This window comes from Tangfeifania sp. (genome assembly GCF_055108615.1).
This window is the reverse complement of record NZ_JBSQIC010000020.1, coordinates 29,297-52,532: the sequence shown is the minus strand read 5'-3', so window position 1 is coordinate 52,532 and position 23,236 is coordinate 29,297. Positions and strand designations below refer to the sequence as shown.

The following is a 23,236-nucleotide window of genomic DNA, read 5'->3' as shown; positions in this document are numbered from 1 at the left end:
TAAAAAACCGGAATTTATCCAATTAACTAAATAAGATCACTACTGCCCGGTTATAAGTCAAACATTTTCAGTTGATTGTAATCGGAGTACAGGTTATTTTTGTAACTTTCATTTTCAAATAATTGATTTACAGGCACCTTTTCAAATATACTAATGCTTAACCCAAGTTGAGAAAAATGCACGAATAGCTAATTTTAACTCCATAACTAAAACACTGATAATCAGCACAAATATTTATTTATATTGATTCTATATAACATAAATAATTGATATATAGTGTTTTATTATTTTTAATTACGCATGTAGTTCCCGAAAAATCATTAATTCTAAATAAAATACGATTATTTTTGTTATTGTTCTTTGAAACCATTGGAAAGTAAAAATTACCTTCCTGTCTTACGATGAAAACGGACATCACTTTTTGCCCAATGAAAAACCCGTACAGTTGAAGGTGTTACTCAATTGATTATAATCCTGAGTTTAATACTCATCCCAGCTTTTTATCGAAATATCCTTCAGTTCATATTTACAGATTCCGTATATAAATGCACTGGCAACCCGGGCGTTTGTAATTAACGGAATGTTGAAATCAATTGCATTTCTTCGAATCTGGTATCCGTTTTTCAACTCGCGTTTGGTATAGTTTTTCGGAATATTTATTACCAAATCGATTTTTTTCTTCTTAATGTATTCAATGGTATTCGGATACCGGTCTTCTTCGTCGGGCCAGTTGAGCAGTGTGTTGTTGATGCCGTTGTCCATGAAAAACTTGTGGGTTCCCTCAGTAGCAAAAAGGTTGTATCCTCTCTGCGTCAACATCTGCGCACTTTTCAGTAGTTCCACTTTTGAACGTGACGGACCTGATGAGATGAGTATATTTTTTATCGGAATGTTGTAACCTACCGAAAGCATCGACTTAAGAATGGCTTCGTAGTAGGTTTCTCCAATGCAGGCCACTTCGCCTGTTGAAGCCATATCCACGCCCAACACCGGGTCGGCATTCAGCAATCGCGAAAATGAAAACTGCGGTGCTTTTACGCCTACATAATCAAGTTCAAAAAGCGATTTGTCCGGCTTTGCAACTGGTACGCCCAACATTACTTTTGTAGCTATTTCAATGAGGTTCAATTTCATTACTTTCGACACGAACGGGAAACTGCGCGATGCCCTCAGGTTGCACTCAATAACTTTTATATCGTTGTCTTTTGCAAGAAACTGCATATTGAACGGCCCCGTTATTTCCAGTCCCTGGGCGATTTGTCGTGCAATTTTTTTCACCCGCCTGATGGTTTCAATGTACAGTTTCTGTGGCGGGAAAACGATGGTTGCATCGCCCGAGTGAACACCGGCAAACTCCACGTGTTCCGAAATGGCATAAGCAATAATTTCTCCTTCGCGGGCCACGGCATCGATTTCAATTTCTTTGGCCTCCTCAATAAATTCGCTTACCACCACCGGGTGTTCTTTCGAAACATTGGCAGCCATCTGGAGCAAATGCTCCAGTTGTTCAGGGTTCGAAACCACATTCATGGCCGCACCGGAAAGAACATAAGAGGGGCGAATGAGCACAGGGTAGCCAACTTCATCGGTAAACTTGTAAATTTCATCGAAGGTGGAAAGCTTTGCCCAGCGGGGTTGGTCGATTTTTAATTTATCGAGCAGTGAAGAGAATTTTTCACGATCCTCGGCATTGTCGATTTTTATTGGTGAAGTTCCCAGTACCGGAACCTCCTGGCTGTGCAATTTCATGGCCAGGTTGTTAGGTATTTGGCCGCCCATCGAAATAATTACCCCGTAAGGATTCTCCAGGTCGATAATGTCCATCACCCGTTCAAAAGTGAGCTCGTCGAAATAGAGCCGGTCGCAGGTGTCGTAGTCGGTACTTACCGTTTCGGGGTTGTAATTGATCATCACCGAGCGGTAGTTTTCTTTTTTTATGGAATTGATTGCATTTACGCTGCACCAGTCGAATTCTACCGAACTGCCAATTCTGTATGCTCCCGATCCCAGCACAATCACCGATTTATTGTCGTTGAAAAATTCGATGTCATTTTCCTCTCCGTTGTATGTGAGATAAAGGTAATTGGTCAGTGCAGGATATTCACCGGCAAGTGTGTCAATTTGTTTCACCACCGGTACAATGCCTTTCGTTTTGCGGTATGCCCTCACTTTCAGCAAATCTTCCTGGATTTTTTCATTGGGGCTTTCAAATACCAGACGGGCAAGCTGGAAGTCGGAATACCCCGAGTCGGTTAATTTTTTCAAGTTCATTCTTTATCTTGAAAATGTTTTTGAGGCGGTATAAAAACCAGCGGTCGATTTTGGTTTTTTCGCAAAGTTCATCTATTGAATAACCTTTGTTGAAAGCTTCTGCAATGGCAAAAATCCGGCGGTCGGTCGGGTAGGCAAGTTCCGATTCAATTTCTTCAATATTAATTTCTTCTTTGTTGGCTACAAACCCATGCATTCCGAGGCCCACCATGCGAATGCCTTTTTGAATGGCTTCTTCAAATGTACGGCCGATGGCCATAATTTCGCCCACACTTTTCATGGAACTCCCAATGTTTTTGGAAACGCCGATGAATTTGTTGAGATCCCAGCGTGGAATTTTAACCACGCAGTAATCCAGTGCCGGCTCAAAAGCGGCGGTGGTCACTTTGGTTACCGAATTTCTGAGCTGGTGCAATCCGTAACCAAGTCCCAGTTTGGCAGCAACAAATGCCAGCGGATAACCGGTTGCTTTCGATGCCAGTGCCGAAGAGCGGGAGAGGCGTGCATTGACTTCAATTACACGGTAATCTTCGGAGTGCGGGTCGAGCGCGAATTGCACGTTACATTCGCCAATAACGCCTACACGACGAATGATTTTGATTGAAATTTCCCGCAGCTTGTGGTATTCTGAATTGTTGAGTGTTTGCGACGGAGCCACTACAATACTCTCGCCCGTGTGAATACCCAGCGGGTCGAAATTTTCCATGTTGCAAACCGTAATGCAGTTGTCGAACTGGTCGCGCACAACCTCATATTCGACCTCTTTCCAACCTTTAATCGATTCTTCAATAAGAATTTGGGGTGAATATGAAAAAGCTTTTGAGGCCAGGTTTTCCAGCTCCTTTTCGTTTTCGCAAAAACCACTGCCCAAGCCTCCGAGAGTATATGCTGCCCTTACAATAATAGGGAACCCTACTTTTTGTGCGGCAGCATGGGCTTCTTCCATATTGGAAGCGGCAATGCTTTGCGGGGTTTTTACGTTGATTTCGCCGAGCATTTGTCGGAAAATATCGCGGTCTTCGGTGTCAATAATCGATTGTACCGGTGTCCCCACCACTTCGACATTGTATTTTTTCAGCACTCCGGCTTCGAATAATTTTACCCCGCAGTTGAGGGCAGTTTGTCCACCAAACGCGAGTAAAATCCCCTGGGGCTTTTCTTTCTTAATAATTTCTTCCACAAAAAAGGGAGTAACCGGAAGGAAATAAATTTTGTCGGCAATCTCTTTCGAGGTTTGAATGGTGGCAATGTTTGGATTGATTAGAACGGTTTCAACTCCTTCTTCTTTCAGCGCTTTTAATGCCTGCGATCCCGAGTAGTCAAATTCCCCGGCTTCGCCGATTTTAAGTGCTCCTGACCCGAGGATAATTGCTTTTTTTATCTTTTTATTTATCATGATAGTTGTCTGAATTTCGAATATTGATTAATCTTTTTTGATGCTGTCAATAAAATCATCAAATAAAAACTCTGTGTCGGTTGGCCCGCTTGAGGCTTCAGGGTGAAATTGTGTCGAGAAAAACGGTTTCGTTTTGTGTTTTATCCCTTCGTTGGTATTGTCGTTGGCATTGGTAAATAAAGGTTGCCAGTCGTTGGGTAGTGTTTCGGTGGCAACTGCAAACCCGTGGTTTTGCGAAGTGATAAAACACCTGTCGGTTCCCTGGAGAATTACCGGCTGGTTGTGGCTGCGGTGTCCGAATTTCAGTTTGTAGGTATCGGCTCCGGCGGCTCGTGCCAGTAACTGGTTGCCCAGGCAAATGCCCATTACCGGTTTTTCGCTCCCAATGGCTTTTTGCACATTTTGCACTGTTTCTTCGCACATGGCCGGGTCGCCCGGTCCGTTGGAAATAAATACACCATCGTAATCTTCGTTCGAGAAATCATAGTTCCACGGAACGCGAATCACGGTTGTTCCTCTTTTCAGCAGGCAGCGGATAATGTTGTTTTTTACACCGCAGTCAATCAAAACCACTCTTTTTTCTCCGTTACCGTAAACCTCCCGTTCAGTGCAGCTTGCCCGTGCCACCAGGTTTTCCTTGTTGGGATCGTAAAAATCAGTTTCTTCCCCCTCAAACTCAATTTTACCAAGCATTGAACCTTTGTCGCGTAAAATTTTTGTCAATGCCCTGGTGTCGATATCGAACAGGCCGGGAACATTGTATTCCTTCAGCCAGTCGGAAAGGCTTTTTTCGGCATTCCAGTGGCTGAATTCAAAAGAGTAATCGGAAATTACTAGCCCGCTGATGTGTAACTTGTTCGACTCGTAATATTTATGAATACCATTTTCCTTGTGGCCATGAGGCACTCCGTAATTGCCAATCATCGGATAGGTTGAAACCAGAATCTGGCCCGTGTACGACGGGTCTGTCAAACTTTCGGGATAACCCGTCATGGCTGTGTAGAAAACCACTTCGCCGGCAATCGATTTTTTACTTCCAAATGATTTCCCGGTGAAGACAGTTCCGTTTTCAAGAATGAGTTTTGCTTGTTTTACTTTTAACATTTTAACCGCTCTGTTTAAAAAAATGCGCTTGCCCCGAAACGGTTCAAACGCATTTTAATGTATTACCTGTAAATTATACTTTTTAACTTTCCCATAAAGGTTTAATATGATGGATTCACATTCATAACCGCGACAAAATTAATAATATTTCTTGATTTTTCGTTTGTTTTTTGAAAATAATGCATAATTTTGCAACTAAAATGTATAATTATTCAATGCAAAATAAATGGTTACAGTTAAATAAACAGATGACATTATTTTTTTGTGTTGAAAGTTTAACCGATGCATTGAATTAGATCAGGTTAAATTAAAAAGGAACAACTATTGGAAATGAAAAACCGGGTTCAGCGGCAGCTTGAAATCAGAAAAATAATTTCGAAGGGGAAAGTACATGGCCAGGAGGAGTTGCTTGCCGCTTTAAAACACAGAGGATATGATTTAACCCAGGCTACTTTGTCGCGCGACCTGAAATTTTTGCAGGTGGCAAAAGTGCCACATCCGGTAAGGGGATATGTTTACGAAATCCCGGAAAATGGTCAGAACGAAAGCAGAAAAAGACAGATTCGGGAAAATTACCTTGCCGACGGCTTTATGAGTTTGCAGTTTTCCGGCAACCTGGCTGTTATGAAAACCCTGCCCGGATACGCAAGCAGCTTGGCAGTTGTAATCGACAGCGCGAGGAAATGGGAGATTTTAGCTACCGTTGCAGGCGACGATACAATTTTAATTATTCAGCGCGAGGGAACTACAAAAAACGATTTGATTAATGCACTGGTATCGATTATGCCAAAACTGAAAAACAAATTGTAGGGATGAAAGAGATAAAAAACATAAAAGTGTTGGTAGCCGGAGAGGAACATGTTAAATATGTAGATGAAATTAACGATGCCATCGATGAGGCATCGAAACAAAGAGGAACCGGTATCGCACGCAGAACATTTGAATACCTTGCATCGAAAATAACTGATGGAAAGGCTGTAATTGCATTGCACGATGATAAATTTGCAGGGTTTTGTTACATCGAATCCTGGGGAAACAAAGGTTTTGTGGCCAATTCAGGTTTAATAGTGGTGCCTGAGTACCGCGGTTACGGACTTGCCAAAGAAATTAAACGGAAGGCATTTCAGCTTTCAAGAAAAAAATATCCTGAGGCTAAAATTTTTGGCCTTACAACCGGACTGGCCGTGATGAAAATTAACCATGAGCTGGGTTACCGGCCCGTTACATTTTCAGAATTAACAACCGACGACCAGTTTTGGAATGGCTGCAAAGGGTGTGTGAATTACGATATCCTGGAGCGGATGGACCGGACCAAGTGTTTATGTACCGGTATGTTATATGATCCGGCCTGGGAAAAAACTGGCAAAAAGAATGGTAGCATTCGTAAGCGTAGTCTTTTAGATATTGTTCAAAAATTAAAACCCAAAAACGGTTTTAAGAAGCAAAAATCAGAATCAGTAAAAGAAGGAAAAACTAAAGAGTGACGGATTGTCAATTGATAATTAAACAGTAATTAATAATCACTCCGTAAATGGATAGTTTTAAAGATGGAATTGGCACTTCTGTCACTCTTTTTTAAAAAATATGTTATGGGCAGGAAATTAGTTTTGGCATTTAGTGGTGGTCTTGACACTTCGTTTTGTGTCAAGTATTTAAAAGAAGAAAAAGGATTTGAAGTTTATACCGCCATTGCAAACACAGGTGGTTTTTCTGATGACGAGTTAAAAATTATTGAAGAAAAAGCGTACCGGCTCGGAGCCAAAGAACACGTAACGCTTGATGTTACCGGCGAGTACTACAAAAAATGCATTCGCTACATGGTTTATGGCAATGTTTTACGAAACAACACCTATCCCATTTCGGTAAGTTCTGAGCGGGTTTTTCAGGCCATTGCCACCATTGAATACGCCAAAAAAATTGGTGCCGGGTACATTGCCCACGGCAGCACTGGTGCGGGCAACGACCAGGTGCGGTTCGACCTCACTTTTCAGGTGCTGGCACCCGAAATTGAAATTATTACACCCATTCGCGACCTGATGCTCAGCCGCCAGGAGGAAATCGACTTTCTGAAAAAACATGGGGTGGAAGATGATTTTGAAAAAATGCAGTATTCCATCAACCAGGGAATCTGGGGAACCAGCGTGGGTGGCAAGGAAACGCTTACTTCCGATAAAGGGTTGCCCAACGAGGCTTTTCCAAGTCAACTGAAAACTGAAGCAGAAAAAAATATTGAGCTGGGTTTTGAAAAGGGCGAACTGAAAACCATCGACGGCAAGTTGTTTGACAGCGGTCCAGCCACCATTCAGGCTCTGGAAGAGATCGCTTCGGAATACGCCATAGGCCGCGATATCCATGTGGGCGACACCATTATTGGCATTAAAGGCCGGGTAGGATTTGAAGCCGCGGCACCGCTTATCATTATTAAAGCGCACCACCTGCTCGAAAAACATACCCTCACCAAGTGGCAGGCTTACTGGAAAGAACAACTGGCCAACTGGTACGGCATGTTTCTGCACGAGGCCATGTACCAGGAACCAGTAATGCGGAATATTGAAACGTTCCTTGAGGCTACCCAGGAAAATGTGACCGGGAAAGTGTTCGTGAAATTGTTGCCTTACCGTTTTGAATTGCAGGGAATTGAATCTGAACACGACTTGATGAAATCCGGTTTTGGTGATTATGGTGAAACCGTGAAAGAATGGTCGGCCGAAGATGTAAAAGGTTTTACAAATATTTTGGCCAACTCGCTGAAAATTTACCGCAAGGTCAACAACAAAATCTGATAAATGGTTAAAGTTGGAATCATAGGAGGTGCAGGTTATACAGCAGGAGAGTTGCTGCGGATTTTGTTTTATCATCCGCAGGCTGAAATTATTTTTGTGCATAGCTCGAGCAATGCCGGAAACCTGGTTTCCGATGTCCATGTAGATTTACTGGGAGATACAGATTTGAAGTTCACCGATACTCTTCCGTTAAACGATGTGGATGTGATTTTTCTTTGCATGGGGCATGGGAAATCGAAAGAGTTCATTGAAAAGAATGAATTACCAGGCAGGTTGAAAGTAGTGGATTTGAGCCACGATTTCCGGCTGAAACGGGAAGGTAATGCATTTATTTACGGATTGCCTGAGCTAAACCGCGAAGCAATTAAGAAGGCTTCAAAAATTGCCAATCCCGGTTGTTTTGCTACCGGAATTCAACTGGCTTTGCTGCCCCTGGCTGCCGGAAATTTATTGGTTGACGAAGTGCATGTCCAGGCCATAACCGGTTCTACCGGCGCTGGCCAAAAACCTACTGAAACTTCGCATTTCAGTTGGCGAAACAGCAACCTTTCGGCCTATAAAATTTTCGAACATCAACACCAGGGTGAAATTTTGCAAAGCCTCGGCCAGTTGCAGCCCGGATTTTCCAACGGTTTCAATTTTGTTCCTGTCCGCGGAAACCATACACGAGGCATTTTTGTTTCGGCCTACACCAAATTTGAAGGTACGCTGAAAGAAGCAAATGAATTGTACCAGGCATTTTACAAAGGTCACCATTTTGTGGTTTTGTCAGAAAAAAATCCCTCACTCAAACAGGTAGTGAACACCAATAAAGCCATCCTGTATCTTGAAAAACATAAAGATAAGCTGGTGGTTATCAGTCTGACCGACAACCTCATAAAAGGCGCTTCGGGACAGGCGGTGCAAAATATGAATTTGATGTTTGGTTTGGATGAAAAAGCCGGATTGAATTTAAAGCCGGTTGCATTTTAAGAATAAATAGCCACAGATTCACAGATTTATAATTTGTGGAGATGATATAAAATTGAAAATAAATGAAGAATGGATAGAATGTTTGCATGAACTTCGTGCTTCCATCTTCCAACTTCCAACTTCTTAAAACATGAAACTTTTTGACGTATATCCGCTTTTTAACATTACCCCGGTAAAAGCCCGCGGCTGCTATGTTTGGGATTCGGTGGGCAACCGCTACCTCGATCTGTACGGAGGCCACGCCGTTATTTCAATCGGGCACAGCCACCCGCACTATGTTTCGTTCATTTCTGAGCAGATTAGGAAAATAGGTTTTTACAGCAACTCCATTCAAAACCCGCTACAGCAGGAACTGGCCGATAAACTGGGCGAAATTTCCGGTTACGACGATTACCAGCTTTTCTTGTGCAACTCGGGCGCAGAAGCTAACGAGAATGCCATTAAACTGGCATCGTTTGTTACCGGCCGGAAAAAATTCATTAGCTATCAAAAAGCATTTCACGGGCGTACCTCAGCTGCCGTGGCTTTAACCGACAACCCCAAAATTACTGCTCCTGTAAATGAAACAGAAAATGCAGTTATTCTGCCGTTGAACGATTTGGAAGCCACCGAAGAAGTTCTGAAAACCGGTGAGGTTGCAGGAGTTATAATCGAAGGTATACAGGGAATTGGTGGGGTGAATATTCCGGATAACCGCTTTATGGAAGGCCTGGCCGACCTAACCCGAAAATACGGGACACTTTTTATTATCGATGAAATTCAGTCGGGTTACGGGCGCAGCGGACGTTTTTTTGCGCATCAGTATGCTGAAGTCAAACCCGATATCATCACGGTTGCAAAAGGAATGGGAAATGGTTTTCCCGTTGGCGGGGTACTCATTCAACCCGGAATAAAGCCGTGGCCGGGAATGCTGGGCACTACTTTTGGCGGTAACCACCTGGCCTGTGCCGCGGGTATAGCAGTGCTCGATATAATTAATAATGAAAAACTGGTTCAAAATGCGGAAACCGTTGGAAAATATTTCATAAATGAATTAAACGCATTAAATTTAGATGTTAAAATTCGCGGTAAGGGTTTGATGATTGGCCTGGAATTTCCTTTTCCTGTGCAGGAGCTGAGGAAAAGTCTTCTGTTTAAGCACAAGATTTTTACGGGTGTTTCCGGTACAAACATGATTCGGTTATTGCCTCCGCTGAAGATTAATGCAGAACAGTCCGATGAATTCATCAAGGCTTTTGCCGAAGCTTTTTCAGATTACAAAAACATCGGGAATTATGAAGAAACAACAAACAAAAAGTAAAATGGAAAATAAGAAAATTGCCATAATCGGTGCCGGAAATATGGGAGGAGCCATTATAGTTGGGCTGCTGAAATCAGGTTTTGTAAAAGCCACAAATATTTTTGTTTCCGACCGAAGGGAGCACATTCTGGAAGAGATGAAAGCCCGCGGTGTAACTATTGCACAAAATAATGGTGAAGCCACCCGAAATGCTGATGTGGTTATCACCGCGGTAAAACCCTATCATATCGAGGGTGTTTTGTCAGAAATAAAGTCGGAGCTGAATGAAGAAAAAATCCTGATTTCAATTGTTGCCGGGGTAGGAATTGATGAGTTGGAGGCGATGGCAGGAAAAGAAATCCCGATTTTCAGGGTGATGCCAAACACAGCTATTGCTTTACAGGAATCGCTTACTTGTGTTTCAGCAAACGGAAATACCCACGCACATAAAGAATACGTTATGAACTTATTCAACCAGCTGGGCGAAACTGTTGAAATTCAGGAAGAACTGATGGCTGCTGCAACAGCGCTTTCTTCCTGCGGCATTGCATTTGCCCTGCGCTACATCAGGGCAGCAATGCAGGGCGGCATTGAAATAGGCTTCAGTGCGGAACTGGCACAATTTATTACTGCACAAACAGTTAAAGGTGCTACAGAGCTGGTGCTGCAAACCGGCCACCACCCCGAGCGCGAAATCGATAAAGTTACTACACCACGCGGAGTCACAATTACCGGGCTGAATGAAATGGAGCATAAAGGATTCAGTTCTTCGCTGATACAGGGCATTCTGGCATCCTATAATAAAATTGAAAAAAATTTAAAGTAAATTAAATGGAATTCAGGTACAGCAAAATAACCGTAAAAATTGGCAGTAATGTGCTCACAAAACCAAATGGTACATTAAACGTTTCGCGCATTGCCCATTTGGTTGACCAGATTGCTTTTCTCCATAAAAACGGGGTGGAGGTAATTCTGGTTTCATCTGGTGCAGTAGCCGCCGGACGTGCTGTGCTCGAACCCTCGCGCAAAACCGATGCCGTTTCGAAACGACAACTTTGGGCCGCACTCGGGCAAGTCAAACTTATTGGGAGGTATTCCGATTTTTTCGGTGAACACGGGTTAACCTGCGCACAGGTTTTAACTACAAAAGAGAATTTTTCGAGCCGCGGCCATTACCTGAACATGAAAAACTGCATGACCACTTTGCTCGAAAACAAGGTCATTCCCATAGTAAACGAAAACGATACTATTTCGGTAACCGAACTGATGTTTACTGACAATGATGAGCTTTCGGGCCTGATTGCTTCAATGGTAAATTCGGAGGCATTAATTATACTGAGCAATGTGGACGGTGTTTATACAGCGCACCCTGAAAATGAAAATGCCGAACTGATTCAGAAAGTGGGCATAAACGATGATGAACCGGAAAATGCGATTTCGGAAAACCACTCGGAGTTTGGAAGAGGCGGAATGCGCACCAAGTTTCGGATTGCCAAAAAACTGGCCAAAGCAGGTATTGGTGTTTATCTCGCCAATGGGTTAAAAGAAAATATTTTGACTGAAATTTTAAGCGGTGACGAAATTTCAGCACATACTTTTTTTGAACCCAGTGACAAAAGTTCAAGTGGCATAAAAAAATGGATTGCCTATTCCGACGGGTTTACCAAAGGAAGTGTGGTGGTGAACAAGGGCGCAGCTGCTGCTTTGAAATCGGAAAAAGCTGTGAGCCTTTTGCCGGTTGGAATTGTTACTATTGAAAACGAGTTCAAAAAAGGCGACCTGATTCGAATTGTGGAAGAATCAGGAGATACAATTGGATTGGGGAAAGCGCAGTACGGCTTCGACAAGGTTGAAACTGAAAAACAATCGGAAAAGCAGAAGGCGCTGGTACACTACGATTATTTGTACATAGAAACAACAAACCATTAGCATGAAGATTGAAAAACAACTGCATCAGGTTTTGGCTGCTTCACGAAAACTGAACCTGGTGGAAAATGAAACGATTAACAAGGTTTTGCTTGAACTGGCTGATGAGGCAGAAAAAAATACGAATATTATTCTGGTTGAAAATCAAAAAGATTTGGATCGGATGAACCCGGAAGATCCAAAATACGACCGGTTGAAACTCACCAAAGAACGGCTCGAAGGGATTGCTTCGGATATCCGCAATGTGGCTGGGTTGGAAAGTCCGGTGGGAAAGGTGCTGAAACAAACCGTTCGGCCAAACGGACTTAAAATTGAGAAAGTGACCGTTCCGTTTGGAGTAATCGGTATTATTTATGAAGCGCGGCCAAACGTCACATTCGATGTATTTTCGCTTTGCCTGAAATCGGGGAATGCCTGCGTTTTAAAAGGCGGAAGCGATGCCATTTATTCCAATACAGCCATTGTTTCCATTATTCAAAAAGTATTGAATAATAATAACCTCGACGAAAATACAGTGGCACTTTTGCCTGCCGGACGGGAGGAAACCAATGAAATGTTGCGCGCGCACGGGTATATCGATTTAATCATTCCGCGCGGCAGCCAGGGACTCATCAACTTTGTGCGCGAAAATGCTACCATCCCGGTGATTGAAACCGGCGCAGGAATTTGCCACACCTATTTCGATGAGTTTGGCGATGCCGAAAAAGGCCGCGAAATCATTTTCAACGCCAAAACCCGCAGGCCATCAGTTTGCAACGCACTCGACTGTCTTGTTATTCATCAGAGTCGGTTGGACGAACTTCCGGCATTTGGCCAACGTTTGGCTGAGTCAGATGTAATTATTTACGCTGATGAAAAAGCTTACGAAAAATTGAAAGGGAATTACCCGGCAAATCTGTTGTTCCCGGCTAATGAAGAGTCGTTTGGTACCGAATTTCTTTCGCTGAAGATGGCTGTTAAAACGGTTGAATCGTTCGACGAGGCGCTTGAACAAATCAACAAGAACAGCTCGAAGCACAGCGAAGCTATTATTTCTGAAAACCCGGAGCGTATTGAAACTTTTCGAAAACTGGTTGATGCATCTTCGGTTTACTCCAACGTTTCCACCGCGTTTACCGACGGTGCGCAGTTTGGGTTGGGAGCCGAAATCGGGATCAGCACCCAAAAATTGCACGCCCGCGGCCCCATGGCGCTGGAAGAACTCACCAGCTACAAATGGATTATTGAAGGCGACGGGCAGGTGAGGCCGAAATAGTCAGACAGAAATTGTATATTTGTTTAAAAAACAACGCTATGGAAGCAGAAATTTTAATAAGCAAGTTTCAGAATTTACCTCAAAACGCGAAAAAAGAGTTGATGGATTTTCTTGATTTCTTGACCTCCAGGTATAAAAAAGCAGAACCCCAGAAAAAGAAAGGTTTTTCTTTCGAATGGGAAGGTGGACTGAAAAATTTAGAAGAAAGTTCTGTGGAATTGCAACACAAAGCAAATCAATGGAAAAATATCTGATTGATACCAATATTTTCCTTGAAATTCTACTGGAACAGGAGAATAAAGAAAAGTGTAAATCTTTTTTGGTTAAAAATTATGGTGAAATTGTCCTTTCTGATTTCTCCCTGCATTCCATTGGTGTTATCTTATTCAGAAATCAAAAATATAGTTTATATAATTCTTTCATTAATGATGTTATTCCCAACATTAAGGTTGCATCCATTGAAAAAAGCGGGTATTCCAGATTAAGAGAATTTGCAGTTCAGTTTAATCTTGATTTTGATGATTCATTTCAGGAGGTACTATCAGAAGAACTTAATCTGACGATTGTGACAATGGATAAAGACTTTGAGCGGATAAAAAAACACATAAAAATTAAATCTTTAAATTGATAACGTAACATTTTCATGAAACACTTCACTTCAGTAAAGGATATTCCCGATTTAAAAAAGGCGGTTGAAACTGCCCTCGATATTAAAAAGAACCGGTTTGGTTACCAACATTTGGGTAAAAACAAAACCATGGTGTTGATATTTTTTAACCCGAGCTTGCGCACGCGCCTTAGTACTCAAAAGGCGGCCATTAATTTGGGCATGAATGTCATGGTGTTGAACGTTAGCGAAGACGGCTGGCAGCTCGAATCGGAACTGGGTGTTGTTATGGACAGCGACAAACCCGAACACCTGAAGGAAGCTATTCCGGTTATCGGCAAATACTGTGATGTGATTGGCGTTCGTGCTTTTGCCAAATTTCAGAGAAAAGAGGATGATTACGCCGAGAAAATCCTGAATCAGTTTATTGATTATGCCGGTGTGCCCGTTGTAAGTATGGAAGGTGCCACCCGCCACCCGCTGCAAAGTTATGCCGATTTGGTGACCATCGAGGAGTTCAAAACAAAGGAACGCCCCAAGGTCGTGCTTACCTGGGCACCGCATCCAAGAGCTTTGCCACAGGCGGTGGCCAATTCGTTTGTGGAGTGGATGCGCGAAACCGATTACGAACTGGTGGTTACCCATCCTGAAGGGTATGAACTGGCACCTGAGTTTATGGGAGATATAAAAGTGGAATACGACCAGAAAAAGGCGTTTGAAAATGCCGATTTTATTTATGCCAAAAACTGGGCATCCTACACAAGTTACGGACAAATTCTTTCGAAAGATTTTGGCTGGACGGTGAACGAAGAGAAAATGGCTTTGACCAATAATGCCAAATTTATGCACTGCCTTCCGGTGCGCCGCAATGTGGTGGTTTCCGATGGGGTTCTTGACAGCTCTTCTTCCATAGTCATCGAACAGGCTGCCAACCGCGAAATAACAGCACAAGCTGTTTTGAAAATGATTTTGGAAGGGAAATAAGCGAGAAATTAATCGTAATTTTGTCATAAAAGTTACAAAATGGAGAAAAACATTGATGTAAATAAAGTCGTTACGCACTGGATTGATAGCGCTGAAAAAGATTTTGTAACAATGAATCATCTGTTTGACTCCAAAGATTATAGCTGGTCTTTGTTTATTGGTCATATCGTGCTTGAAAAAGTTTTAAAGGCAAGGGTGGTAGAAAAATCAGGGAAACATGCTCCTTTTTCCCATGACCTCACAAAGCTTGCGACTCTCTCCGGATTGGATTTTTCTGAGGAACAATTAGATTGGCTTGATACAATAACAACTTTTAATTTAAATGCCAGGTACGATAGTTATAAACAGGCCTTTTATAAAAAGTGTACTCCCGATTTTTCAGAATTTTGGATATCAAAGGTTAAAGAATTGTACTCATGGATAAAGCTGAAGCCCTAAACGTAGCCAACAAATATGTTGAGTTATTAAAGGATAAGTACACTATAAAAAATGCAATTTTATTCGGCAGTTATGCCAAAGGTACCCAACATCCGGATAGTGATATAGATATCGCTATTGTGTTGACACACGCAGATGACATAATCGATACCCATATTGAATTTATGAAGCTGAGACGCAAAATAGATTTGCGAATTGAACCCCATCCTTTTAATGATGAAGATTTTAATTTAAACAATCCGGTTGTTGATGAAATTTTAAAATATGGCATAAATCTTCAGGTCGCATAGATTGTATTCTTAACAAAGAAGAATTACTTTATTCACTTCTGTGAAAATTTGAAAAATGATGAGCAACAAAATCGAAATAATCCCCGCCATCGATATCATCGGCGGAAAGTGTGTGCGGCTTTCACAGGGCGACTACAATCGCAAAACCGTTTACAACGAAAATCCGCTGGAAGTGGCCCGCATGTTTGAGGATGCCGGAATTCGCAGGCTGCACCTCGTGGATTTGGATGGTGCCAAAGCCAAACATATCGTGAACTATAAAGTGCTGGAGCAGATTGCTTCCAAAACAAATTTAATTATCGATTTTGGCGGTGGGCTGAAATCGGACGATGATCTGAAAATTGTTTTTGAATCGGGAGCTGCAATGGTCACCGGAGGAAGTATTGCCGTAAAAGAGCCGGAACTGTTTTTAAGCTGGCTCGAAAAATTCGGCAGCGAAAAAATCATTCTCGGTGCCGATGCCAAAGACGGGAAAGTTGCCGTAAACGGTTGGCAGGAGAGTACTGAATTATCAGTAATTGAATTTATTTCTGAATTTTACAAAAAAGGAATTTCCAAAGTTATTTCTACCGACATCAGCCGCGACGGAATGCTCACCGGGCCTGCTTTTGAATTATATTCAGAAATAATGGAAACTTTACCTGCTGTTGAAATTATTGCCAGCGGCGGCATTTCTTCCATGGACGACATTTGCAAACTGGCTGAAATGGAAGTGCCGGGTGTCATTACCGGTAAAGCCATTTATGAGGGAAAAATCAACCTGAAGGAGATTGAAAAATATATAACAGCCCCTTCCGGCTCCCCCAAAAGGGGAGAGTAGTCCGGGCAAAAAGTAGGGCATCAAATTAAAAGCTTCTATTAATTCTCCCCCTTGGGGGAGTTAGAGGGGGTTTTGTAAATGTTTATTTATGCTTGCAAAACGAATTATACCGTGTCTCGATATCCGTAACGGGCAAACCGTTAAGGGGATAAATTTTGTGGATATTAAAGAGGTGGGCGACCCGGTGGAACTGGGTGCCAAATATGCCGCCGATGGTGCCGATGAGCTGGTTTTTCTCGACATTACTGCTACGCACGAAGGCCGTAAAACCTTTGTGGAACTGGTGAAACGCATCGCGGCGCATTTGAACATTCCGTTCACCGTGGGCGGCGGAATTAGCGAGTTGAGCGATGCCGACAAGCTGCTCAGTGCAGGCGCGGATAAAATTTCCATCAATTCATCGGCAGTTCGAAATCCGCAACTGATAGACAATCTGGCCAAAAGTTTCGGCAGCCAGTTTGTGGTGGTGGCCATTGATGCACGCGGGGATGAAAATAACCACTGGACGGTAACCGTAAACGGTGGACGTATTCCTACCGATAAAGAACTGTTTTCGTGGGCGAAAGAAGCAGAAGATCGCGGTGCCGGCGAAATTTTGTTTACTTCCATGAACCACGACGGCACCAAAAACGGTTTTGCCAGCGAACAACTTTCCCAACTGGCCGATTCATTGAAAATTCCCATCATCGCCTCGGGCGGGGCCGGTGCCAAAGAGCACTTTTTGGATGTTTTTACCAAAGGAAAAGCTGATGCCGGGTTGGCGGCCAGTATTTTTCATTACAACGAAATTCCAATTCCCGAGCTGAAAAACTACCTAAGAGAAAAAGGAATTGTGGTGCGGTAAAATTAGAATCGTTAAATTCGCGGCAAAATTTATACAAATGAATCCATTTTCAGGAAATGAACAAATCGACTTTCACAAGCTGAACGGACTGGTTCCGGCAGTTATTCAGGATAATTCAACACAAAAAGTTTTGATGGTGGGCTTTATGAACAAAGAGGCCCTTGAAAAAACTCAGGAAACCGGAAAAGTAACTTTTTTCAGCCGCACCAAAAACCGGTTGTGGACCAAAGGAGAAGAGTCAGGGAATTTTCTGAACGTAGTTTCCATGTTGGTTGACTGCGATAATGATACACTGCTGATTAAAGCGAATCCCGTTGGTCCGGTTTGCCATACCGGTGCCGATACCTGTTTTTTTGAAACGAATAAACATGCGGACATTCAGTTTCTAAGTTACCTGCAGGATTTTATTGATAAGCGCAAACAGGAAATGCCCGAAGGTTCGTACACCACTTCACTTTTTAAAGAAGGAACTTCTAAAATTTCGCAAAAAGTGGGGGAGGAAGCTGTTGAAACCATTATTGGTGCCATGGCCAACGACGATGAAAATTTCATTTACGAAGCCGGCGATTTGGTGTACCACCTTATTGTTCTGTTATCGCACAAGGGTTATCGCATTGATGATGTGGTTGACGAATTAAAAAAGCGGCATTCCTGATTTTGAAATAATCTTTCTGCCAATGTATTATCGTAAACAAATATCAACATGGTGCAATTTTAAACAATTAATTCATTTTTTTCGAGAAATGAATATTTGACTCATTTGTTCAAAATTCTTTTTGAATGTTTAAACATGCTGTAATTCAGACACTTTATAAATTGTGAAAAAGTGTTGTATTTGTTTGATAAATGCCTATTTTTCGGGATTAATTTTACGAACCATAAACTTTTATACTATGTTTCATGACCAGTCTGAACAATATTTAGAGCGGAAATTACCACCCTATGTTGCAATGGATTTGAGTTATTACAAGGATTCTGTTGGAGCAGAGAAGCTCGAAAAATTAAAACAGCTGGCACTTCCGCTTGAAAATAAAGTGTGGGCTCATGTAAATTCAACCTACGAAGGAGGAGGAGTTGCCGAAATGCTTAAAGGTTTAATTCCGCTTGCCAAAGGATTGGGAATAAATGCGCAGTGGCATTGCATGGAGGCACATTCTGAAGATTTTTTCTATGTAACCAAAAAGTTTCATGACCTGATTCAGGGAGTGGAGCAGCCATTCAGTACAGAAGAATTGCATGGGGTTTACATCGATAACTCCCTGAAGAATTTTGAAAATTATTCGGTTGAGGCAGATTTTATCATCGTTCACGATCCGCAACCCTGTGCCACATCGGTTTTTGGAAACTACAAGGGACCCAAACTGTGGCGTTGCCATATCGACACCACTTCAGCCAATAAACTGATTTGGAATTTTTTCCTGCCGTTTATCAACCATTACGACGGGGCAATTTTTACCGATGAAAATTTCGTGAAGCAGGGAATTAAAAAGCCGGTGTACAAAATTGCACCCTCCATCGATCCACTCAGCCCCAAAAACCGGCAACTTTCAAAAACGGAAGCACTTCGGATTTTACAACCACTTTTCGAGAAACATAACATCGATGGAGACAGGCCAATTGTGCTTGCCGTTTCGCGTTACGATATTCATAAAAACCAGGCTACCATTATTAAAGCTTTTAAGGCTATTAAAAATGACAAAGCGGTAAGCCGTAAAAAACCAATTCTGGTGATGGTTGGCAATACAGCATCTGATGACCCTGACGGGCTGACCATGTACGGGCAGATGGAGGAAGAGCGAGAAAATGACACTGATGTGTTTTTGCTAATGAACATTGAAAACAACGACGAAAATATTGGCGCGTTAATGCGTGTTGCCAATCAGTTTGTACACATTTCAACTAAAGAAGGGTTTGGCCTGGTAGTGACCGAAGCATTGTGGCAGGGAACTCCGGTTATTGGCAGTAAAGTGGGAGGAATTCCCCAGCAGGTTGTTGACCACAAAACCGGATTTTTGGTTGATCCTTTCGACATAGAAAACATTAAACAACAAATGAAATTCCTGTTGTTGCATCCTGAACAAAGCGATGTAATTGGGCAGCAGGCAGTGGAACATGTACGCGAAAATTTCCTGCTCACTTCACTGCTCGAAAAATACCTGTTGTTGATGCGTTATTATATGGGAATTGATAGTGTTCCGCCTCATTTTAAAATCAGTTAGAAATTTTAATGCCAAATTATCCAGGTAGTTTCTGGTCAAAAATTGTAATACAAATCTTAGTGCTGCAACTGCACAGTACCCAAAGCGGGCTGGTAATTCGCAAACAAACTAAGCTGTGTGTCCTGTGCTTTTTTGCGCTTTGAAGTACTCCCGGGCAGCAACATTTTTTTCAGGTTTTCAGGTGGCAAATCCGATCTCAGGGCAGCTGGTAATTCGTTATGGATTATTTTCATGAAAGCCGCAATTTTCTGTCTCATAAATACCATACATCATTTGGAACTGAGTCTTAACATTTTCGTACATTTGAGAAAAACGGAACTGAGTTATGCACGAGGCACTTTTTTACGAGAAGCTTGAAAATAACGAAGTAAAATGTACGCTTTGCCCGTGGTATTGTCACTTAAAACCGGGGCAAACAGGTGTTTGTAAAGTTCGCGAAAATGTAAACGGGCAACTAATTACTCACGTGTACAATAAAGTGGCAGCCCTGGGAACTGATCCGGTTGAGAAAAAACCGTTATATCATTTTTACCCGGGTAAAAATATACTTTCAATTGGTGAAGTGGGCTGCAATATGCATTGCAGTTTTTGTCAGAACCACCAAATCTCCCAGTGTCGTGCAACTGACTTCAACGGGTTTCATACTATCAGTCCTGAACAAATTGTAAACGAAGCGCTGAAGACCTGGCAAAATATTGGCATTGCCTACACTTACAACGAGCCTTTCACTTTTTATGAATTCATGCTCGACACCGCCCGGCTTTCGCAAAATAACGGTTTGAAAAATGTGGTGGTTACCAACGGGTACATTAATCCGGAACCTTTGAGGCAGGCACTTCCTTCCCTCAATGCATTCAATGTTGATTTGAAAGGTTTTAACAATAGTTTCTACAAAAAATATGCAAAGGCAAAACTGGATTCGGTTTTGCAAACCATTAAAATGATTGCTCAAAGTGGGAGTCATCTTGAAATTACCAACCTGGTAATTACGGGCCTGAACGACGATGAAGAAGAATTTGAAGCAATGCTTAAATGGATTGCCGAAAATGCAGGAAAGGATACGCCACTTCATCTTTCGCGATATTTCCCAAATTATAAGTTGAATGCGCCACCAACTTCCGTTGAAAAACTGAGAAGCTTCTATGATTTGGCCAAAAAATACCTGAACCACGTTTATCTCGGAAACATAAGTGATGAAATGCGCTCTTCAACTTTTTGCCCGAAATGCGGTAAACTGCTGATTCGAAGAAATTACTATACTACGATTGTTGAGCCCGGTTTCAAAGACAGATGTCCGGAATGTGGCACTTTGGTTAATGTTGTTAGCTGAACGCAATCAGTTGCAGAAATAATTTACCTGAATTTTCAGTGCTTAAAATTTATCCTGTTCAGTGTTATGTATTTAGACTAAATTTCCGTATCTTTTTATCTGAAAAACAAAATCATTAAATTTTTCCCTAATGATGACTTATGAAGATTTTACAGGCCAGCCTGAATTTCAGGAAATGCTGAAAGAGGCAGAGAAGCTGAAGGGCAAAGTTTTTTCAGATGTAATTGACAGCGAAGGTCGGCAGTATGTTGATTTGGTGCAGGAAGGCGGTGGTGTTCTGGGGATTGCACTGGTAGGGTACACCTACATTCTGGAAACGGCAGGGATTCGTTTTTTTAACCGGGCCGGGGCATCGGCAGGTGCTAGTAACACGCTCGTGCTGGCGGGAACCGACTCCATTGAAAAAGTAAATCGCAACAGGTGCTCGACGTACTTGCCAAACAAGACCTTTTTGAATTTGTGGACGGCGATCCGGGGCTGAAAGGAATTATGCAAAAAGTAATTGACGGCACTCCCATAAAAAAAAATGTGGTTCGCACCTTCAGGAGTATGCAGAGGTAGATGATTTTGGGAGTTTTGCCGGTGCCATGATTAGTACAATGCGCCACGTTGCCGACAATGAATTTTTAATCCAAAACCCCGACTTTGAAAAACTGATTTGCTTTATTGATGCCGACAAAGATTTTAACTGGCTCAATTTTAAAATGAGCGACCAAAAGAAAAAGAAACTATTCTTGCTTGGGGCCAAAAAAGGACTCGAATTCATTAAAAAACTTGCATTCACAAATAAATCGCTGGAAATTGAAATTATTTTAACCAATGAAAAGGGTAATTTTCTGCACCCCTTAAAGGCGAAAGGGCAGGGATGGAAATTATTGAAAAAATATTGACCTATTTTTAAATATCGCTAAATCAATAATTTTCGTTTACTTTGAAACCCGAAAAGTAACCGGTTTTTTAACGGCCGGTGAATTACGTAAAAATGCACTATAACAATGAAATTTTCTGAATTAGGAGTACACAACGATATACTCGATGCCATTTCGTATATGGGGTTCGAAAAAACCACCCCGATACAGGAACAGGCCATACCCAAAATTTTAAACCAAAAAGATTTAATTGCCTGTGCGCAAACAGGCACCGGCAAAACGGCTGCTTTTATAATTCCGGTTCTCGATTTGATTCTGGATCATCCTTCAGGCGAAACTTCAACTCTCATTTTAGTCCCCACTCGCGAACTGGCCGTGCAAATCGACCAGCAGGTGCAGGGAATCGCCTATGGCCTGGGAATACATTCAATTGCAATATACGGCGGCAGCGATGGCGATGACTGGGGCCAGCAAAAAAAGGCGCTCACACAGGGAGCCGATATTGTAATTGCAACTCCGGGAAAGCTCATCGCCCACCTAAACATGGGGTATGTGAAGTTTGAAACTATAAAATACCTTATTCTCGACGAAGCCGACCGTATGCTGGATATTGGTTTTTACGAAGATATTATAAAAATAATTTCGTACCTGCCCAAAGAGCGGCAAACGCTCATGTTTAGCGCAACGATGGCACCAAAAATCAGAACACTCGCATCCAAAATCCTGGTTGATCCGGATGAAATAAACATTTCAATGTCGAAACCGGCCGAAGGTGTTTTGCAGGCGGTTTATCTTTGTTACGATAATCAGAAAATTGATCTCATCAACCATCTCATTTCTGAAAATCCGGAATATAACAGCATCCTGATTTTTTGTTCCACGAAAAGAAAAGTTACCGAACTCGCCGCTTCGCTGAAGAAAAATAAATTTTCAGCCGAACCAATTTCTTCCGATTTGGAACAATCCGACCGCGAAAAAGTCCTCCAGGCCTTTAAAGCGCGGCGTACACGCATCCTGGTTGCTACCGATGTGCTAAGTCGCGGAATTGACATTAAGGAAATTAACCTGATTATTAATTTTGACGTGCCGCACGATGCTGAAGATTATGTTCACCGCGTGGGGCGAACTGCCCGTGCTGATGCTACCGGCGTGGCATTAACGCTGGTAAACGACAAGGAGATGGGGCAGTTCTCGCAAATTGAAAAACTGATTGAGCGTGAAGTCATAAAACTGCCGCTCCCTGAAGGAATGGGCAAAGGGCCGGAATGGAAGAATTACGCCCCGGGCAGGTACAAAGGGGGCAAAAAATTCAAACAAAAAGGAAAGGGAAAACCATCGTCGAAAAAGTTTTCGAATAAGAATGAAAAAAATAAAAATCAGGGTAAGCCACCAAAACGGTAATTATTTTGGTTGAAAAAATGATGTTGCCACAGACGAAGATTTTGCGTACCTTTCTTATAAATTTTCCGTTTTATTAACGAAAATAAGCCATTATGAAAGCAGCAAATTTTACCCTGGCACTATTTTTTGTTATAATCCTTAACACCTTTGCATTTGCCCAGCCCATCGAGAAGGATACCGTTGTTTTCAGGATAGAAACACGCGATGGAAATGAGTTTGTTGGAAAGATTATTTCCGAAAATTCAGAGAAAATTATTACGTAAATACCAATGGTGAAGGGTTTGGATTGCTGACACTTGGCGGCCGCTGGATTATTAAAAAAGCTGCCCTTGATTTCGGATTGGTGGTACCGGTTCAGTCAGGTATTGGTTTTATTGGTATTCCATGGCTTGGGTTCACCGTTCCTTTTGGTAAAGTAATGGACCAGTAATTCTGTTTATTGCTGAAA

25 protein-coding genes and 1 pseudogene are annotated in these 23,236 nt (G+C 42.2%); 23 read left to right on the top strand and 3 right to left on the bottom strand.

Translation table 11 applies throughout. The features are described from left to right. Positions 1–480: 480 nt before the first annotated feature. Positions 481–3,667: pseudogene (carB, locus tag ACTCNA_RS06630) on the bottom strand (carbamoyl-phosphate synthase (glutamine-hydrolyzing) large subunit). 27 nt (positions 3,668–3,694) lie between these two features. Then, positions 3,695–4,771 (bottom strand): glutamine-hydrolyzing carbamoyl-phosphate synthase small subunit, encoded by a 1,077-nt coding sequence (gene carA / locus ACTCNA_RS06625; RefSeq protein WP_462947118.1) that lies wholly within the window; start codon positions 4,769–4,771, stop codon positions 3,695–3,697. Between the two features lie 330 nt (positions 4,772–5,101). Here carA and ACTCNA_RS06620 point away from each other — a divergent pair, with 330 nt between their 5' ends. The 17 genes from ACTCNA_RS06620 to ACTCNA_RS06540 all read left to right on the top strand — a co-directional run bounded on the left by ACTCNA_RS06620 (position 5,102) and on the right by ACTCNA_RS06540 (position 19,188). Next, on the top strand, positions 5,102–5,581 hold the full coding sequence (locus ACTCNA_RS06620; protein WP_462947117.1) for an arginine repressor: 480 nt from the start codon (positions 5,102–5,104) through the stop codon (positions 5,579–5,581). Positions 5,582–5,583: 2 nt separating this feature from the next. Further along, complete coding sequence (locus ACTCNA_RS06615; RefSeq protein WP_462947116.1) at positions 5,584–6,255, top strand: GNAT family N-acetyltransferase; 672 nt, start codon at positions 5,584–5,586, stop codon at positions 6,253–6,255. Between the two features lie 105 nt (positions 6,256–6,360). After that, positions 6,361–7,554 (top strand): argininosuccinate synthase, encoded by a 1,194-nt coding sequence (locus ACTCNA_RS06610; RefSeq protein ID WP_462947115.1) that lies wholly within the window; start codon positions 6,361–6,363, stop codon positions 7,552–7,554. A gap of 3 nt (positions 7,555–7,557) precedes the next feature. Next, positions 7,558–8,526, top strand: a complete 969-nt coding sequence (argC, locus tag ACTCNA_RS06605; RefSeq protein ID WP_462947114.1) for an N-acetyl-gamma-glutamyl-phosphate reductase — start codon at positions 7,558–7,560, stop codon at positions 8,524–8,526. A 130-nt stretch (positions 8,527–8,656) separates the two neighbouring features. Then, positions 8,657–9,826 (top strand): aspartate aminotransferase family protein, encoded by a 1,170-nt coding sequence (locus tag ACTCNA_RS06600; protein WP_462947113.1) that lies wholly within the window; start codon positions 8,657–8,659, stop codon positions 9,824–9,826. 1 nt (position 9,827) lies between these two features. Beyond that, on the top strand, positions 9,828–10,631 hold the full coding sequence (gene proC / locus ACTCNA_RS06595) for a pyrroline-5-carboxylate reductase (protein WP_462947112.1): 804 nt from the start codon (positions 9,828–9,830) through the stop codon (positions 10,629–10,631). A gap of 5 nt (positions 10,632–10,636) precedes the next feature. After that, on the top strand, positions 10,637–11,734 hold the full coding sequence (gene proB, locus ACTCNA_RS06590) for a glutamate 5-kinase (protein WP_462947111.1): 1,098 nt from the start codon (positions 10,637–10,639) through the stop codon (positions 11,732–11,734). 1 nt (position 11,735) lies between these two features. Beyond that, complete coding sequence (locus ACTCNA_RS06585; RefSeq protein WP_462947110.1) at positions 11,736–12,986, top strand: glutamate-5-semialdehyde dehydrogenase; 1,251 nt, start codon at positions 11,736–11,738, stop codon at positions 12,984–12,986. 38 nt (positions 12,987–13,024) lie between these two features. After that, a complete protein-coding gene (locus ACTCNA_RS06580; protein ID WP_462947109.1) occupies positions 13,025–13,240 on the top strand; it encodes a DUF2281 domain-containing protein in 216 nt (71 codons plus the stop codon). Next, a complete protein-coding gene (locus tag ACTCNA_RS06575; protein WP_462947108.1) occupies positions 13,225–13,614 on the top strand; it encodes a type II toxin-antitoxin system VapC family toxin in 390 nt (129 codons plus the stop codon). The genes ACTCNA_RS06580 and ACTCNA_RS06575 overlap by 16 nt, the downstream gene beginning before the upstream one ends. 15 nt (positions 13,615–13,629) lie before the next feature. Next, positions 13,630–14,577, top strand: coding sequence for an N-acetylornithine carbamoyltransferase (locus tag ACTCNA_RS06570; RefSeq protein ID WP_462947107.1), 948 nt, complete (start codon positions 13,630–13,632; stop codon positions 14,575–14,577). 39 nt (positions 14,578–14,616) lie between these two features. Further along, positions 14,617–15,015, top strand: coding sequence for a HEPN domain-containing protein (locus tag ACTCNA_RS06565; protein ID WP_462947106.1), 399 nt, complete (start codon positions 14,617–14,619; stop codon positions 15,013–15,015). Continuing rightward, a complete protein-coding gene (locus tag ACTCNA_RS06560; protein WP_462947105.1) occupies positions 14,994–15,305 on the top strand; it encodes a nucleotidyltransferase domain-containing protein in 312 nt (103 codons plus the stop codon). Before ACTCNA_RS06565 ends, ACTCNA_RS06560 begins: the two co-directional genes overlap by 22 nt. Before the next feature lie 55 nt (positions 15,306–15,360). Beyond that, positions 15,361–16,125, top strand: coding sequence for a 1-(5-phosphoribosyl)-5-[(5-phosphoribosylamino)methylideneamino]imidazole-4-carboxamide isomerase (gene hisA / locus ACTCNA_RS06555; RefSeq protein WP_462947104.1), 765 nt, complete (start codon positions 15,361–15,363; stop codon positions 16,123–16,125). Positions 16,126–16,213: 88 nt separating this feature from the next. Next, complete coding sequence (hisF, locus tag ACTCNA_RS06550; RefSeq protein ID WP_462947103.1) at positions 16,214–16,969, top strand: imidazole glycerol phosphate synthase subunit HisF; 756 nt, start codon at positions 16,214–16,216, stop codon at positions 16,967–16,969. A gap of 37 nt (positions 16,970–17,006) precedes the next feature. Then, positions 17,007–17,624: a bifunctional phosphoribosyl-AMP cyclohydrolase/phosphoribosyl-ATP diphosphatase HisIE gene (gene hisIE, locus ACTCNA_RS06545; RefSeq protein WP_462947102.1), complete on the top strand. Its 618-nt coding sequence runs from the start codon at positions 17,007–17,009 to the stop codon at positions 17,622–17,624. 238 nt (positions 17,625–17,862) lie between these two features. After that, on the top strand, positions 17,863–19,188 hold the full coding sequence (locus ACTCNA_RS06540; protein WP_462947101.1) for a glycosyltransferase: 1,326 nt from the start codon (positions 17,863–17,865) through the stop codon (positions 19,186–19,188). A gap of 56 nt (positions 19,189–19,244) precedes the next feature. Here the strand turns inward: ACTCNA_RS06540 and ACTCNA_RS06535 are convergent, their stop codons facing one another. Then, positions 19,245–19,445 carry a hypothetical protein gene (locus tag ACTCNA_RS06535; protein ID WP_462947100.1) on the bottom strand — a complete coding sequence of 67 codons (201 nt, stop codon included), beginning with the start codon at positions 19,443–19,445 and terminating at the stop codon, positions 19,245–19,247. 68 nt (positions 19,446–19,513) lie between these two features. On the opposite strand from ACTCNA_RS06535, the gene amrS reads away from it, so the two are divergent. The 6 genes from amrS to ACTCNA_RS06505 all read left to right on the top strand — a co-directional run bounded on the left by amrS (position 19,514) and on the right by ACTCNA_RS06505 (position 23,218). Further along, complete coding sequence (amrS, locus tag ACTCNA_RS06530; RefSeq protein WP_462947099.1) at positions 19,514–20,518, top strand: AmmeMemoRadiSam system radical SAM enzyme; 1,005 nt, start codon at positions 19,514–19,516, stop codon at positions 20,516–20,518. 130 nt (positions 20,519–20,648) lie between these two features. Continuing rightward, positions 20,649–20,999: a hypothetical protein gene (locus ACTCNA_RS06525; RefSeq protein ID WP_462947098.1), complete on the top strand. Its 351-nt coding sequence runs from the start codon at positions 20,649–20,651 to the stop codon at positions 20,997–20,999. 106 nt (positions 21,000–21,105) lie between these two features. Continuing rightward, positions 21,106–21,408, top strand: a complete 303-nt coding sequence (locus ACTCNA_RS06520) for a hypothetical protein (RefSeq protein ID WP_462947097.1) — start codon at positions 21,106–21,108, stop codon at positions 21,406–21,408. 105 nt (positions 21,409–21,513) lie between these two features. After that, positions 21,514–22,788: a DEAD/DEAH box helicase gene (locus tag ACTCNA_RS06515; protein ID WP_462947096.1), complete on the top strand. Its 1,275-nt coding sequence runs from the start codon at positions 21,514–21,516 to the stop codon at positions 22,786–22,788. Positions 22,789–22,880: 92 nt separating this feature from the next. Next, a complete protein-coding gene (locus tag ACTCNA_RS06510; protein ID WP_462947095.1) occupies positions 22,881–23,051 on the top strand; it encodes a hypothetical protein in 171 nt (56 codons plus the stop codon). Between the two features lie 23 nt (positions 23,052–23,074). After that, complete coding sequence (locus tag ACTCNA_RS06505) at positions 23,075–23,218, top strand: hypothetical protein (protein ID WP_462947094.1); 144 nt, start codon at positions 23,075–23,077, stop codon at positions 23,216–23,218. Positions 23,219–23,236 lie beyond the last annotated feature (18 nt).

Coding starts and splice junctions, on each gene's coding strand:
- carA (WP_462947118.1), bottom strand. CDS start 4,771: ATGTTAAAAGTAAAACAAGCAAAACTCATTCTTGAAAACGGAACTGTC.
- ACTCNA_RS06620 (WP_462947117.1), top strand. CDS start 5,102: ATGAAAAACCGGGTTCAGCGGCAGCTTGAAATCAGAAAAATAATTTCG.
- ACTCNA_RS06615 (WP_462947116.1), top strand. CDS start 5,584: ATGAAAGAGATAAAAAACATAAAAGTGTTGGTAGCCGGAGAGGAACAT.
- ACTCNA_RS06610 (WP_462947115.1), top strand. CDS start 6,361: ATGGGCAGGAAATTAGTTTTGGCATTTAGTGGTGGTCTTGACACTTCG.
- argC (WP_462947114.1), top strand. CDS start 7,558: ATGGTTAAAGTTGGAATCATAGGAGGTGCAGGTTATACAGCAGGAGAG.
- ACTCNA_RS06600 (WP_462947113.1), top strand. CDS start 8,657: ATGAAACTTTTTGACGTATATCCGCTTTTTAACATTACCCCGGTAAAA.
- proC (WP_462947112.1), top strand. CDS start 9,828: ATGGAAAATAAGAAAATTGCCATAATCGGTGCCGGAAATATGGGAGGA.
- proB (WP_462947111.1), top strand. CDS start 10,637: ATGGAATTCAGGTACAGCAAAATAACCGTAAAAATTGGCAGTAATGTG.
- ACTCNA_RS06585 (WP_462947110.1), top strand. CDS start 11,736: ATGAAGATTGAAAAACAACTGCATCAGGTTTTGGCTGCTTCACGAAAA.
- ACTCNA_RS06580 (WP_462947109.1), top strand. CDS start 13,025: ATGGAAGCAGAAATTTTAATAAGCAAGTTTCAGAATTTACCTCAAAAC.
- ACTCNA_RS06575 (WP_462947108.1), top strand. CDS start 13,225: ATGGAAAAATATCTGATTGATACCAATATTTTCCTTGAAATTCTACTG.
- ACTCNA_RS06570 (WP_462947107.1), top strand. CDS start 13,630: ATGAAACACTTCACTTCAGTAAAGGATATTCCCGATTTAAAAAAGGCG.
- ACTCNA_RS06565 (WP_462947106.1), top strand. CDS start 14,617: ATGGAGAAAAACATTGATGTAAATAAAGTCGTTACGCACTGGATTGAT.
- ACTCNA_RS06560 (WP_462947105.1), top strand. CDS start 14,994: ATGGATAAAGCTGAAGCCCTAAACGTAGCCAACAAATATGTTGAGTTA.
- hisA (WP_462947104.1), top strand. CDS start 15,361: ATGATGAGCAACAAAATCGAAATAATCCCCGCCATCGATATCATCGGC.
- hisF (WP_462947103.1), top strand. CDS start 16,214: ATGCTTGCAAAACGAATTATACCGTGTCTCGATATCCGTAACGGGCAA.
- hisIE (WP_462947102.1), top strand. CDS start 17,007: ATGAATCCATTTTCAGGAAATGAACAAATCGACTTTCACAAGCTGAAC.
- ACTCNA_RS06540 (WP_462947101.1), top strand. CDS start 17,863: ATGTTTCATGACCAGTCTGAACAATATTTAGAGCGGAAATTACCACCC.
- ACTCNA_RS06535 (WP_462947100.1), bottom strand. CDS start 19,445: ATGAGACAGAAAATTGCGGCTTTCATGAAAATAATCCATAACGAATTA.
- amrS (WP_462947099.1), top strand. CDS start 19,514: ATGCACGAGGCACTTTTTTACGAGAAGCTTGAAAATAACGAAGTAAAA.
- ACTCNA_RS06525 (WP_462947098.1), top strand. CDS start 20,649: ATGATGACTTATGAAGATTTTACAGGCCAGCCTGAATTTCAGGAAATG.
- ACTCNA_RS06520 (WP_462947097.1), top strand. CDS start 21,106: ATGATTAGTACAATGCGCCACGTTGCCGACAATGAATTTTTAATCCAA.
- ACTCNA_RS06515 (WP_462947096.1), top strand. CDS start 21,514: ATGAAATTTTCTGAATTAGGAGTACACAACGATATACTCGATGCCATT.
- ACTCNA_RS06510 (WP_462947095.1), top strand. CDS start 22,881: ATGAAAGCAGCAAATTTTACCCTGGCACTATTTTTTGTTATAATCCTT.